Source organism: Pseudomonas sp. 29, from assembly GCF_002754355.1.
GTDB classification, from domain to species: Bacteria; Pseudomonadota; Gammaproteobacteria; order Pseudomonadales; family Pseudomonadaceae; genus Aquipseudomonas; species Aquipseudomonas neuropathica.
The window spans coordinates 3,762,548-3,776,562 of record NZ_PEEY01000001.1 but is presented as its reverse complement, the minus strand read 5'-3'; the positions used below and the strand labels follow the sequence as shown (position 1 = coordinate 3,776,562).

Sequence of the window (14,015 nt, the reverse complement as noted above, 5' to 3'; positions counted from 1 at the left end):
GATGGCGCCACATAAGAGGATCCGATTCCACCGCATGACCTTGTGGGAGCGAGCTTGCTCGCGAAAGCGGTGGGTCAGACAAGACAATAGTGACTGACACTCCGCATTCGCGAGCAAGCTCGCTCCCACAGGGATTGGCGGCGTTCTTTCAGGCGGGGTAACCGGTGATTTTGCGGATGCTCTGATACAGCGGTTTGAGTTGGCGATACATGCGCAGGTAGACCTCTTTGTACAGTTGCTCGTAGATTTTTTGCGCATCGGGTTGTGGGGTGAAGACAGCCCCTACTCTGGTCATTGAAGCGATCGCCGTGGGGAAATCCGCATGCAGCCCCAACCCCACCGCACAACAAATCGCCGCGCCCAAACCCGACGCCTCATACACATGCGGACGCTCCGCCGGCAGGCCGAAAATGTTCGCCGTGAGCTGCATCGCCGCATCACTCTGCGAGCCGCCACCGGCCACGCGCAACCGCTTGATCGAGACCTTCGAACGCCGCTCGATATTCTCCATGCCCTGGCGCAACGCATACGCCAGCCCTTCCAGAATCGCCCGATAAATATGCGCACGGGTGTGCACATCACCGAAGCCGATCATCGCGCCTTTCGCCTCGACACCCGGCTCGCGAATCCCCGGCGACCAGTACGGTTGCAGCATCAAACCCATCGAGCCGGGCGGCACCGCATCAACCAGTGCATCGAACAACTGCTCAGGCTCGATACCCTGCTCTTTCGCCTGCAGCATCTCGCGCAATCCGAACTCGTTCTTGAACCAGCTGACCATCCAGTAACCGCGATAAATCATCACCTCGCAGTTGTACTGATCCGGCACCGCCGATGGATATGGCGGGATCAACGGGACGATTTCCAGATAGCGCGAGCGGGTGCTGGTGATCGTCGCCGTGGTGCCGTAGGACAAGCACACCGTGCTCGCATCGACCACGCCGGACCCGACCACTTCGCAAGCCTTGTCGGCGCCTGCAGCAATCAGCGGCAAGCCTTCGGGAATACCCGTATGGCGAGCGGCCTCGGCGCTAATGTGGCCGAGGGTTTCTCCGGGTTTGTGCAGGGTCGGCAATTGCTCGGGGCGCACCGCCAGCGCCTGCCATTTCCAGTCACTCGGTGCGGCCCATTTCAGGCGTTTGAAGTCGAACGGCAGGTAGCCGACGCAGCAACCCACAGAGTCGACAAAACGCCCGCACAGGCGATGGGTGAGAAAACCGGACAGCAGCAAAAACTTGTCTGTTGCCGCCCAGACTTCCGGCTGATGCTGAGCGATCCAGTTCGCCTCAGCCTGAGCACGAAAATAATCCACAGTCGCCTGGGCGCCGACCAGTTTGAACAGCCAGCCCCACGGCCCTTTGATGCCGCCCTCGACCTCGCTCTGACGCTGATCGAGCCACAGAATCGCCGGACGCAATGGCTTGCCCTCGGCATCGACGTTAATCACCGTGCCGCGCTGCGTGGTCAGGGAAACGCCGGCAATCTGCGCGCGATCAATGCCCGTTTGCTGCCAGACCTGCTGACACGCCTCGCCGAGTTTCGCCCAGTAATACTCAGGATCCTGCTCGGCCCAGCCCGGTTGCGTCGAGTAGTACGCCTGCAACTCGACCTTGCCTTTGCCAAGCAGATTGCCCTGCAAATCGAAGAGCAGCGCGCGCACGCTCTGGGTGCCGTTGTCGATGGCCAGCAGGTAACGCTTGTTCGGGTGGTTATCCATGGAGCTCTCTTCAAGGGGCATCAAGGCGTGGCATCCGGCAAACCGTGATGGCGTTGCCACAACGCCCGATAACGCTGTTCTTCCTGCTGCCAGTGTTCGTCGCTCCAGCCCAGTCGTGGCTGGCAGAGTTGGCGAATGGCGGCGAAATACGCTTCGCCACCGCGCGGCAACAGCAGGCCCAGACGCGTGCGGCGCAGGAGCAGATCGTCGAGGTGCAAGACCATTTCCGCTTCGCTGGCGAAGGCCAGTTCTGCCCACAGAGTATCCGTAGCACCGACCGTTTCGTGGCTGACTTCTTTGATCAGTTGCGCCAGCCTCGGCAGGTCGCGGCCATGCCGTCCGGCCAAGCGTCGCCACTGATGGTTGCTCAATTCAGGGATCGCCAGCGCAGGCACAGCGGCAAACACTGGCGCGGCGTCGTCAACGAAAGGACGCTCGAGCATCGCCGCGCAGGCCTTAAGCACTTCGATGGCTTGCGGGCGAAACGTGGTCAGTTTGCCGCCAGCCAGGGTCACGCAACCGGGCTCCTGCCACAGCACATGCTCGCGGGTTTCGTTCGACGGTTTGTCTTGATGATTGCCCGCCGCACTGCCGACTACCGGACGTACGCCCGACCATGTCGACAGCACGTCCGAAGCGTTCACTTGCGCTCCGGGAAACTGTTGCGTGCAAGCCGCCAGCAGATAGTCGAGTTCTTCGCCGCTGATGCTCGCGCTCTGATCAAGATCCTCACGGTGATCGAGGTCCGTGGTGCCGACCACCGTCGCGCCTTCCCACGGGAAAACGAACACCGGACGCCGGTCGCGCTCATGCATGAAAGTGAACGCCTGCGCCACCGGCAGACGCCAGCCCGGCAACAATAAATGACTGCCGCGCAACGGCCGCAATTGCCGTGGCGCCTCTGCCGGGCGCAGGCGTTCGGCCCATGCGCCGGTGGCCACAGCGAGTACGTCGCAGCGCAATCGCAGTGACGAACCGGCCTCGCAATCCTCGACCTGAACGCCACACACTCGGCCGTTTTCCCGCAACAGATGTTCGACGCGCACGCCATTGACCACGACCGCACCCTCGGCCCGCGCCTCGCTCAACACACGCATCACCAGCCGCGCATCATCGGTCAGCGCATCGACAAAACAGGTGCCGCCGAGCAAGTCGTTTTCCCTCACGCCCGGCGCCAGATAACGCAGTTGTTGTGCATCATGAAAGCGATGGCTGCGCCGTCCCGCCAAGGCGTCGTACACGCTCAGCAAACCACCCAGCACCCGCGGTCCGGGAAAACCGCCGCGATAGTGCGGCATCAGGAAACTCATCGGCTCGACCAACCCCGGCGCTTCGTCGAGCAGGCGTTGGCGCTCGCGCACCGAATCGCGGGTCAGGCGCCATTGCCCTTTGGCGATGTAACGCAAACCGCCATGAACCATTTTCGACGATCGACTGGACGTGCCCCAGGCAAAATCGCGCTGTTCCAGCAACAGACAGCGCCAACCTCGACGCGCGGCTTCCCGCAGGATGCCGGCGCCGCTGATGCCGCCGCCAATCACGATCAGGTCCCAGGTTTCCTCGGCCAGCGTCGGCAGAATCTGCTGGCGCCACGCGGCGTTCCAGTCCTGACTCATGGCCGTCACTCCGGCAGCAGCGTGCCGGGGTTGAGGCGCCCGGCCGGATCGAAGTGTTTGCTCAGCGCCTGCAAGGTATCCATCGCCAATGCGCCCTTCTCGCGCAGCAGGTACGGCGCGTGATCCTTGCCGACACCGTGCTGGTGGCTGATGGTGCCGTGGTTGTCGACGATGGTCTGGCTGGCCGCGTATTTCAGCGCTTTCCAGCGTGCCAGCGTCGCGGGGTAATCCGCTGCTGGGCGAAACACGTAGGTGGTGTAGATGCTCGAACCTTCGCCGTAGACGTGGGACAGGTGGGTGAACACGTGCACGCGCTCGCCTTCGGCGGCCAAGGCCTCGCGCAGGCTGTTTTCAACGAGGTTGAGCAGGTGGTCGACATTGCTCCAGTCGGTGGCGGTTTCGAGCGTGTCGACCACGTAACCGGCGTTCCACAGGTTCTCGCGCAGATAGGGGAAACGGAAGCGGTTCTGCGCCCATTTCTTGCCGAGCAAGGTACCGGTGAACACGCCGCCGAAGGCCTTGAGGTGTTGTCGCGCCTGTTTCAGCGACAGCGCGTTTTGCCGACGATTGCCGGTCACGCCGAAGGTCAGCAAGCACTTGCCCGCACCGGCGCCGCGCAGTTTCAGATACTTTTCCAGCCAAGCGATTTGTTGCGGATGACCGGCCAGCGCCAGTTGCGTTTCGGTTTCCACGGCGTTGGACAGGCGCAGCATCGACAGCGGCACGCGCGCCTGAGCCAATTGGCGGATCGCCCTTATCGCTTGCGGCCAGTCGGGCAGAAATACACCGTAGAAACGCTCATCGGCGGGCAGCGCGCTGACCCGCACTTTAACCTCGGAAATGATCCCGAAACGGCCCTCGCAACCGAGCACCACTTCGCGCAGATCAGGCCCGGCGGCAGAGGCCGGGAAGGTTGGAATCTCCAGCGGCCCGGCGAAGGTTTCCAGGGTTCCGCCAGCGAATAACTGCTCGATCCGGCCATAGCGCAGCGACTGCTGACCGCTGGAACGGCTGGCGACCCAACCGCCCAGCGTCGACAGCTCCCACGACTGCGGAAAATGCCCAAGCGTGTAGCCTTTCGCACGCAACTGACTTTCGACCTGCGGCCCACTCGCGCCGGGGCCGAACGTCGCCAGCAGGCTCTGTTCATCGAGGTCGATCAGGCGGTTCATCCGCGCCAGCGACACCGTCACCACCGGCCGCAACGACTGCGGCGGATTGATGTGCCCGGCCACCGACGTGCCGCCGCCATAAGGAATCAGGCACACGTCTTGTTCATGGGCGAGCGCCAGCAACTGGCGGATGTGCTCAGCGGTCTCGGGAAAGGCCACCGCATCGGGATAATGGCCCAGCGCACCTTCGCGCAACGCCAGCCAGTCCGGCAGGCTTTGTCCCCGCGCATGCAGTAAACGGTCATGGGCATCGACGCTGTACAAAGTGTGCGCCTGCAACCGCGAATTCGGCACACGCGCCAGCGCCGCCTCTAGCGTCGCATCGGGCAGCGCGCACCCCTCGCCCAGGCGCTCATGAAGAAACTCCGCGCCCTGGGCCGGCAGTTCGACCACCGTGGTTGCATCTCCCCAGCCGTTCCAGCGTCGCATGCGTGTGTCCTTCTTACCGTCAGATCAGTGATATTTCAGGCCTCCATACTAGCCAGCGGCCGCCAAGTGTCACGGTCGCATCCGGCCAGTTCGTGTAGCCAATTGAGTCAAACGTCGCGCAAGCGTCAGCCATTTACTTTAGTCGGGGTTTCAAATTACCTTTCAGGCTATTCGTCCGCCTCCGCTGCCGTTGATCAAAGGAATGGGATCATGCAATCGCTCGGCTACACCTCGGTTCCGCCCCTGCTCAAGTACCTGCGCCATGCCGAACAACTAGGCATGGATATCGAGCCGGCGTTGGCGGCGGCGGGTTTGCAAGCGCAGCAGTTGAGCGACAACACCCTGCGTTTGCCCGGTGAAGCGCATGAACGCTTGCTGGATTATTTCTGCGAGCACTCGGGCGATCCGTTGTTCGGGCTCAACGCGGCGAATTTCGTCCTGCCCAATTCGTGGAGCGTGCTCGGTTACATCACCATGAACTGCGCGACGTTGGGCGATGCGATGAGCCGGATCATGCCGTTCGAGAAACTGGTCGGCGACATGGGCGTCAGCCGTGCCGAGGTGCAGGACGGCCATGTACATTTGATCTGGACCTGCCGCTATCAGCGTCCACGGATTCGTCGGCATCTGGTGGAAAACGTCCTCGGTTCGTGGCTGCACTATGCGCGCTGGATCGCCGACACGCAGATGTCGCCGGCCGGAGTTTGGCTCGAACATCCATGCCCGGCCGAGGCCACGCCAGCGCAGTACGAAGCGTTTTTCGATTGCCCGGTGTTGTTCGATCAGCCGTATTCGGCGCTGGTCGTGCCGCTGGCGTATTTGCAGCTGCCGTTGCGACAGGCCGATGCGCAGTTGCTGCGAACGCTGGAAGAACATGCGCTGGGCTTGATGGCGACGCTGGAGGATGCGTCGCTTGAGCAGCAGGTGAAAAACATCCTGCGGCAGTTGCTCAAGGAGGGGTTGCCGCGCAAGGAACAGGTTGCCGAACAGTTGAGCGTTTCGGTGCGGACGTTGCAGCGGCAGTTGCACCAGGCGGGAACGTCGTATCAGCAGATTCTCGATGATTTGCGTCAGGAGCTGGCTGAGCATTATTTGCTCAATAGCACGCTGCCGATTCAGGACATTGCGCAGTATCTGGGGTTTACCGAACCCCGCTCGTTTCACCGCACGTTCAAGAGCCGACGCGGGATGCCGCCGGGGGAGTTTCGGCAGATGCATCGCGGGTGATTGTTCGGGCCTCTTCGCGAGCAAGCTCGCTCCCACAGTAGATCTCGGCGGCCCACAAATTCGATGTTCACTGCAGATCCATTGTGGGAGCGAGCTTGCTCGCGAATGCGCCAACTGCAGCACCCAATTCCTACAGGCAAATCCTCGATACTTGAGCGCAATAAACATCCCGCATCACAGGTGTTTAAAGACACTCAGCGTTACGCGAAACAGCCCACAAATCCTTGCGCCGTAACCTACGCCTGCGCCAGAATCCGCCGGCTTGTGCGCCCGGAGCATGCTGCGTAACTTGATTGCGTCACTGATTCCCAGTGATCGGGTTTAGTAGCCCGGCGGTAATTCTGCTGGTCGTACATTCATCACAGGTACTCGCGTACCTGAGCTTGATGGTGGCTGTACGCAGGGCGCTTCGGCGCGCCGGCTTTTAGCTGAGTTCCCCGGTCTACTAACCTGCGTACAGCTGCCACCCTTTCGTTTAGTAGCCAAAGGGTTGCCGCTCAACAAAGGGAACACAGCTATGTTCAAGATAACGCCAAACCCGCCGGTCACCGACCCGGCCTCCCCCTACGAATCCGCCGATTCAAAGAAATTCCACGAAGCCGCCGAGCGCGCGCTCGACCACTACCTCGGTCCGACGAACGCCGACCTCATGGCAACGCCCTACTCCCCCAACACGCTGTACATGGCCAACCCCGAGGCAGGCACCGAATCCCTGCTGGCCGACGCCAGCGAAACGCTTGGCTCGGCGACCGTCATGCTCAACAACCATGCCGCGCAGGTTGAAGGCACACACCGCAAGACGCTGCAGGGTATTGCGCAAGTGGTGATGGTGGCGGAAATGGCCGTCAATCGCGTGTTGGACAGGTTAGTGCCGACCGAGTAACGAAAAAGCCCGCTGCCCCAACTGTGATGGTTAGGTGGCGGGCTTCTTTTTGCGGTGGGCCATTTTCCCCTCACCCCAGCCCTCTCCCATAGGGAGAGGGGGCCGACCGAGTTGTCTGGCGCTAGACATCGACCTGAATGACCGAGTTGATTATGGATGCAGTGGTCAACTAATTCCGGACACCTCGATAGGTGGTTTTGACGCCATCGCCCGCTCGTAAGCGGTCGGTGGCAGATATCCCAGTTTCGAGTGCAACCGTTCGTTGTTGTAAAACCCAACGATGTACTCGGTGATGTCGCGGATTGCTTCAGCATGGTTCGCGTAGTCACGGCGCCATACCCGCTCCATTTTCAAACTCAAAAAGAAGCGCTCCATCACTGCGTTGTCCCAGCAATTACCTTTGCGGCTCATGCTCTGCTGCATGCCGTTTCTTGCCAGTAATTCTCTGTAAGTTGCACTCGCATATTGGCTACCCCGATCTGAGTGGGCAATCAAGCCTGGCGGCGGTTGACGCTGCGCGATAGCCAGTTGCATCGCGGTGCACACCAGCTCTGCCGGCATATTCGGAGCCATCGACCAGCCCACTATCTTGCGTGAAAACAAGTCCAATACCACGGCCAGATACAGCCAGCCACTGCGGGTGCGGATATAGGTGATGTCAGCCACCCAAGCCTTGTTTGGCGCCACTTGATCAAATTTTCTGCCCAGTACATTCTCTGCAATCGGCAGGTCATGATTGCTATCGGTCGTGTGTACAAACTTGCGCTTCCAAGCCGAACGCAGCCCATGAGCTCGCATCAAACGACGGATTTTATACAGCCCGACAAGCATGCCCTTGGCACGCAAAGCGTCGCGCAAAGGGCGGCTGCCGTAGCAGCCTCCACTCTCGGCAAAAGACGCCTTGAGTTGCACAACAACAGGACAACTCTGCCGAACAGGTGCATCAGCACGCTTCTGAGACTCATAGAAGCCCGAACGACTGATGCTCAGCAACCGACAGACATGTGCCACTGAGTAAGCCTTCTGTTGCAGCTGCCGAACCAGTCGATACGTTACTTCAGCTCGCGGGCAAAGAAGGCGGTAGCCTTTTTTAAGATGTCGTTGTCCATCTTGAGCTGCCGATTTTCCTGCTCCAACTGCCGGATGCGCTGCTGTTCCGCCGTCAATGGCTTGCCGATTCCGGCCTGTCCCAGTTGCTCTGCCTCGTATTGCTGAACCCAGCGTCGAACGGCTGTCTCACCAATGTTCAGATCCTGGCAAACCTGCGTAACGGTCAGTCCCTGGTCCTTGATCATCTTCACGACTTGCAGCTTGAAGCTGTCGTCGAATGCCCTGCGTTTTTTAGTCATGAATAACTCCTCGATAGATGTATTTTCCACCTATCGGGGTGTCCGGGGAAATTAGACCACTGCAGGATTCGACCGAGCAGGTTCAGGTCGGTGCATCTCTCAAGCATCCCCGAATCGGTCCCCTCTCCCTCCGGGAGAGGGCTAGGGTGAGGGGCTGTTCAGTTCAGAGACAAATCGCGTTGGTAAACACCAACCGATTACCAAACGGATCAACGATCGTCATGTCCTGGCTCCCCCACGGCATCGCCTGAATACCCGGATGCGAAAACTTGTAATCCTTGGCCTCCAACTGCTGCTGAAACGCCTCCAGCTCATCCGTCTCGATCCGCAGCGCCGAACCCGGACACGCGTCGCCATGATGCTCGGACAAATGCAGCACACACTCGCCACGCGACACCTGCAGATACAGCGGAAAATTCGCCTCGAAGCGATGCTGCCAGTCGATCTTGAAACCCAGAAAATCGACGTAGAACTCGACAGCTTTGGCTTCATCGAAGATCCGCAGGATCGGGGTGGTTTTGCCGAAGCTCATGGGGTGCTCCCTGACTGGTTGGCCCGACAGTGTAGACGGGGTGGATGTCAGCAATTCGGCCTGTTGATGGCTTTCTTTAATCGCAATGTGCCATCACCGTGATCCAGTCCGCGAAACCTCAGTGAAAGTTGTCGCGCAGATCGCCCTGTCGAGCCAGAAAGCGCCCTTCCCTGCGACCATTCGCCTGTCCATAGCGGTAACTCAACACGCCATTGATCCAAACCCCATCAATCCCCTGCGCAGCCCGCTGCGGATCACTGAAGTCCGCGACATCACGCACGGTCGCCGGATCGAACAGCACCAGATCCGCCCAATAGCCTTCACGAATCTCACCGCGTTCCTTCAAACCAAATCGCGCCGCCGACAATCCGGTCATCTTGTGCACGGCGGTGTGCAGCGGGAAAAGCCCGACGTCACGACTGAAATGTCCGAGCACCCGTGGGAAAGCGCCCCACAGGCGCGGATGCGGGAACGGGTCTTCCGGCAGTCCGTCAGACCCGACCATCGACAACGGGTGGGCGAGGATTCTTCGTACATCCGCCTCGTCCATGCCGTAGTACACCGCGCCGGCCGGTTGCAGGCGTTTGGCGGCATCGAGCAGCGGCAGATTCCATTCGGCGGCGATGTCGATCAGGTCGCGGCCGCTGACTTCCGGGTGCGGCGTCGACCAGGTGATGGTGATGCGATGCGCGTCGGTGACTTGTTTCAAGTCCAGCGTCGATGAACTCGCCGCATAGGGATAGCAGTCGCACCCCACGTGCTGGGTTTTAGCGGCCTCTTCCAATGAGGCGAGCAATTGCGGACTGCGCCCCCAGTTGCCGACGCCAGCACACTTGAGGTGGGAAATAATCACCGGTGAACGCGAGTGACGACCGATGCTGAACGCTTCTTCCATCGCCTCCAGCACCGGTTCGAATTCACTGCGCAGGTGCGTGGTGTACACCGCGCCGAATGCCGTCAGTTCTTCGGTCAGTTGCATCACTTCATCGGTGGAGGCGTTGTAGGCGCTGGCGTACGCCAGACCTGTGGATAAACCCAACGCACCGGCCTCAAGGCTTTCGCGTAACTGTTCGCGCATCGCCGCGATTTCTTCTGGCGTCGCGGTACGGAACAAATCATCCAGATGATTGCTGCGCAGCGCCGTGTGGCCGATCAGTGCCGCCACGTTCAGCGTGGTATTCGCCGCTTCCACCGCCGCGCGGTAATCGCTGAAGCGTGGATAAACGAATGCCGCCGCTGTGCCGAGCAGGTTCATCGGGTCGGGCGGATTGCCCTTCAATGTCACGGGCGAAGCGCTGATCCCGCAGTTGCCGACAATCACCGTGGTCACGCCCTGGCTGAGCTTGGGCAGCATCTCTGGCTGACGAATCACCACCGTGTCGTCGTGGGTGTGCACGTCGATGAAGCCCGGCGCCAGCACGCGCCCGGCGGCGTCGATTTCTTCGGTTGCCGTGGCGTCGTGCAAGTCACCGATACGCTCGATGCGGCCCTCACGAATCGCCACGTCGGCGCGGTAACCGGGCATGTTGCTGCCATCGATGATCAGGGCGTTGCGAATCAGCGTGTCGTACAGCATGTCAGTCTCCCAGCGGCAGGTGATCGTCGCCGCCACGGTATTCGTCGAGGGCGAGTTTGATCCGCCGCAGACGCTCTTGATTGTCTTCAGGATTGGCCAGTGCCAGCTCGGTCGCCAGCACATCGATGGCGAGCAGCATGCCGTAGCGGGCCGCCGTCGGTTTGTAGATGAACGAGGTTTCTGCGCCTTGCAGCGGCAGGACGATGTCGGCCAGTTCTGCCAGTGGCGAGTCGGCGCGGGTGATCGCCAGAATGCGCGCGCCGTAGTTGCGCGCCAGCTCGACAGTCTCGAGCAATTCCGGGGTGATGCCGGTCAGCGAGCAGACGATGAGCACTTGCTCGGCGTTCAGGCTGGCGGCGGTGACGCGCATCATCACCGCGTCATGGCACACGGCAATCGGGTAGCCGAGGCGCACCAGGCGTACCTGCAATTCGTCGCTGCACAGGGTCGAGCAACCGCCCATGCCGAAGGCGTGAATCATCCGTGCCTGACCGAGCATTTTCACCGCATCGGCAAAGCGCGATTCGTCGAATCCGGCCAGGTGCTGGCGCAGCGTGGTTTCAATGTCGCCGACGATCTGCCCGTAAAACGCCGACTGCTCAGGCGTGCCCGCCGGGTCGAGAAAACGGCTGCCGACGCCGCTGGCCTGAGCCAGTTGCAGGCGCAGATCACGCAGGTCGCGGCAGCCGACAGTGCGGGCAAAACGCGACAGCGTGGCGGTGCTGACTTCGGCGCGTTGCGCGAGGTCTTCGAGGCTGGCGCTGGCGGCAAAACCGACGTCGTCGAGCATCAGCCGGGCGATGCGACCTTCGCCGGCGCTGAAGGAATCCTGGCGGGCGCGGATCTGATAAAGGATGTCCATGGCGGCAGGCTCCGGTTACAGCAGGTAAGAGAGGCCGACGGTCAGGCCGAACGCGACCAGCGAGATCAGCGTCTCGAGCACGGTCCAGGTCTTGAACGTCTGCGCGACCGTCATGTTGAAGTATTCCTTGATCAACCAGAAGCCGCCGTCGTTGACGTGGGAAAAGATAACCGAGCCCGCGCCGGTCGCCAGCACCAACAGTTCAGGGTGTGGATAACCCAGACCAATGGCCACTGGTGCGACCACGCCGGACGCGGTGGTCATGGCCACGGTCGCGGAACCGGTGGCGACGCGCATCAACGCCGCGAACAACCAGCCCATGATCAGCGGCGACAGGTGGAATTCGTGGGCGAGACCGACAATCTGATCGGTGACGCCCGCGTCGACCAGAATGCGGTTCAAGCCACCGCCAGCACCGACCAGCAGGGTGATACTGGCGGTCGGTGCCAGACATTCGTTGGTGAATTTTAGAATCGATTCACGGTTGAAACCCTGGGCGATGCCCAGCGTCCAGAAGCTCAGCAAGGTCGCCAGCAGCAGCGCAATCACCGAGTTGCCGATGAACAACAGGAACTGATTGAAACCGCTGCCCGGGGTGGAAATCAGGTTGGCCCAGCCGCCGATCAGCATCAGCACCACCGGCAATAGAATGGTCGCCATGGTGATGCCGAAACCCGGCAGTTTGTCGCGCGGTTCGCGGTCGAGAAATTGTTTTTCCAGCGGGTTATCTGCCGGCAATTGAATGCGCGGCACGATGAATTTGGCGTACAGCGGACCGGCAATGATTGCGGTCGGAATGCCGATGGCGATCGCATACAGCAACGTCTGCCCGACCGATGCCTGATAAGCCTGCACCGCGAGCATCGCCGCCGGGTGCGGCGGCACCAGCGCATGCACCACCGACAGGCCGGCGACCATCGGCAGGCCGACCATCAGAATCGACACGCCGACGCGCCGTGCCACGGTAAAGGCAATCGGCACCAGCAAGACAAAACCGACTTCGAAGAACAGCGGCAGCCCGACCAAAAAGGCGATGCAGACCATCGCCCAGTGCGCGTTCTTCTCGCCAAACTTGTCGATCAGCGTACGCGCCATCTGCTCGGCGCCACCAGACTCGGCCATCATCTTGCCAAGCATCGTCCCCAGCGCGACCACCAGCGCAATATGCCCCAGCGTCTTGCCTACCCCGGCCTCATACGCCCCTACCACACCCGACGGCGGCATCCCCGCGACCAGCGCAAGACCAATGGAAATCAGGGTGATTACGATGAACGGGTTGAGCCGGTAACGGGCGATCAACACGATCAGCGCAATGATGGCGACGGCGGCATAGACCAGCAGCCAATAGCCGAAGGAAGGCGTCATGCGGTACTCCTCGAAAGGGTCACGTTCGAATGGGTTGTGAAACTCATAAATCATTTCGAGATCGAGATTTCAAACCGCATGAAAGTAATTTTCGTGGAGAGGCAAGACGTGTCGCTAATGGATATGTCTTGTCGTGTCTAATGAAAATTTCGGGGCGGGATTTACATACTTTTACAGCCAACACAGCCCCCTGTAGGAGTGAGCCTGCTCGCGATTGCGTCGTAACAGTCAATATCATCATTGGCTGAATGACCGCTTTCGCGAGCAGGCTCACTCCTACAGTTTGATCGCATTCTTCCAGACAGAATGCGCAAAACCTGTGGGACGTAGCGTACGGATCACACCATTTCGTTACGAATCCATTCAACCACCGACGTACGTTTCGGTGCCCAGCCCAGCAGTTCGCGGGCGTGTTTGCCGCGTACGCGGCTGTTGGAGCCGAGGCCGTAGTTGGCCATTTCGTAGCCCCATTCGGCTTCGGCGTCTTGCAACGGCCAGTCTTGCGGTTGACCCAGGTTCAGGGCTTCGGCCATGGCGGTGGTCATGTCGATGAACGATGCTTCGCCGCTTTCGACGAAGTAGAAAGTACCCGGTACGTTCTTGGTCAGCGCCAGCAGGTACAGGGCGACGACGTCTTCGATGTGCACGTTGGACCAGATGTTCTGGCCAGTGCCAACGTGGCGCACCACACCGCTTTTACGCGCCTGTTTGAGCAGACGCGGCAATTGCACGCTGTCGCGGATAACGCCCAGGCTGTGGCCGTAGATCAGCGTGTTGCAGATCACCGCCGAGTTCACGCCGTCGTTCGCCGCTGCGAGGATCAGGTTATCGATTGCCACGCGCGCAGCTTTGTCGACAGTCGGCTCTGGCAAGTTGTCTTCGTAGTAGATGACATCGCTGGACTTGCCGCCCGATGCATCGCCGACGATGCTCGAACCGCTGGTGTGCAGGAACACTTTGCTGGAACCGCGCAAAGCATCGAGCAACGCTTCGACGGCGCCGCGATGGTCGCTGCTGGCGGCGTTGATTACTGCGTCGGCAGCACGGGCCTGTTCGGCGAGCAATGCTTTGTCGTCGAGGGTGCCGATGACCGGAGTCATGCCCAGTGCCTTGAGCTCAGCCGCTTGTTCAGGGTTGCGCACCAGACCGGTGACTTGATGCCCGGCCTTGACCAGACCGCTAGCGATGGAGCCGCCGATAAAACCGGCAGCGCCGGTGACGAATACGTTCATGGAGAAACTCCCTGCGTGAATAAGTGATGGGTCGAGTATCGGCCTGTGGGTCCGA

The 14,015-nt window shown here is 60.6% G+C and carries 11 protein-coding genes; 2 read left to right on the top strand and 9 right to left on the bottom strand.

Annotation, left to right across the window (positions count from 1 at the left end; all coding sequences use genetic code 11):
* Window positions 1-148: 148 nt before the first annotated feature.
* Genes CLU80_RS17365 through CLU80_RS17355 form a run of 3 tightly spaced genes read right to left on the bottom strand, consistent with a single transcriptional unit; the run spans window position 149 to window position 4,934 of the window.
* Window positions 149-1,717: an FGGY-family carbohydrate kinase gene (locus CLU80_RS17365; protein ID WP_099757943.1), complete on the bottom strand. Its 1,569-nt coding sequence runs from the start codon at window positions 1,715-1,717 to the stop codon at window positions 149-151.
* A gap of 20 nt (window positions 1,718-1,737) precedes the next feature.
* The gene (locus tag CLU80_RS17360; RefSeq protein WP_099757942.1) at window positions 1,738-3,333 is read right to left on the bottom strand and encodes a glycerol-3-phosphate dehydrogenase/oxidase; all 1,596 of its coding nucleotides are present in this window, start codon (window positions 3,331-3,333) and stop codon (window positions 1,738-1,740) included.
* A 5-nt stretch (window positions 3,334-3,338) separates the two neighbouring features.
* Entirely contained in the window at window positions 3,339-4,934 is a 1,596-nt protein-coding gene (locus CLU80_RS17355; protein ID WP_099757941.1) for an FAD-binding oxidoreductase, read from the bottom strand.
* A 210-nt stretch (window positions 4,935-5,144) separates the two neighbouring features.
* Here CLU80_RS17355 and gliR point away from each other — a divergent pair, with 210 nt between their 5' ends.
* Both gliR and CLU80_RS17340 read left to right on the top strand, forming a co-directional pair.
* Window positions 5,145-6,161, top strand: coding sequence for an AraC family transcriptional regulator GliR (gene gliR / locus CLU80_RS17350; RefSeq protein WP_099757940.1), 1,017 nt, complete (start codon window positions 5,145-5,147; stop codon window positions 6,159-6,161).
* 517 nt (window positions 6,162-6,678) lie between these two features.
* Window positions 6,679-7,044, top strand: a complete 366-nt coding sequence (locus tag CLU80_RS17340) for a DUF6124 family protein (RefSeq protein WP_099757938.1) — start codon at window positions 6,679-6,681, stop codon at window positions 7,042-7,044.
* Between the two features lie 165 nt (window positions 7,045-7,209).
* On the opposite strand, the gene CLU80_RS17335 is transcribed toward CLU80_RS17340, so the two are convergent.
* From CLU80_RS17335 to CLU80_RS17310, 6 genes are all read right to left on the bottom strand, one after another.
* Window positions 7,210-8,393 (bottom strand): IS3 family transposase gene (locus CLU80_RS17335; RefSeq protein WP_286079706.1). Its coding sequence is split into 2 segments (ribosomal slippage): window positions 7,210-8,129 and window positions 8,129-8,393, totalling 1,185 coding nucleotides; the frame shifts between segments, so codons are not numbered across the junction.
* Window positions 8,394-8,556: 163 nt separating this feature from the next.
* Window positions 8,557-8,925, bottom strand: a complete 369-nt coding sequence (locus tag CLU80_RS17330) for a glyoxalase superfamily protein (protein WP_038357449.1) — start codon at window positions 8,923-8,925, stop codon at window positions 8,557-8,559.
* A 118-nt stretch (window positions 8,926-9,043) separates the two neighbouring features.
* Window positions 9,044-10,501: an N-acyl-D-amino-acid deacylase family protein gene (locus tag CLU80_RS17325; protein WP_099757937.1), complete on the bottom strand. Its 1,458-nt coding sequence runs from the start codon at window positions 10,499-10,501 to the stop codon at window positions 9,044-9,046.
* Window position 10,502: 1 nt separating this feature from the next.
* On the bottom strand, window positions 10,503-11,363 hold the full coding sequence (locus CLU80_RS17320) for a MurR/RpiR family transcriptional regulator (RefSeq protein WP_093442302.1): 861 nt from the start codon (window positions 11,361-11,363) through the stop codon (window positions 10,503-10,505).
* Window positions 11,364-11,378: 15 nt separating this feature from the next.
* Complete coding sequence (locus tag CLU80_RS17315; RefSeq protein ID WP_095051052.1) at window positions 11,379-12,728, bottom strand: GntP family permease; 1,350 nt, start codon at window positions 12,726-12,728, stop codon at window positions 11,379-11,381.
* Between the two features lie 338 nt (window positions 12,729-13,066).
* Window positions 13,067-13,960: an NAD-dependent epimerase/dehydratase family protein gene (locus CLU80_RS17310; RefSeq protein ID WP_099757936.1), complete on the bottom strand. Its 894-nt coding sequence runs from the start codon at window positions 13,958-13,960 to the stop codon at window positions 13,067-13,069.
* Window positions 13,961-14,015 lie beyond the last annotated feature (55 nt).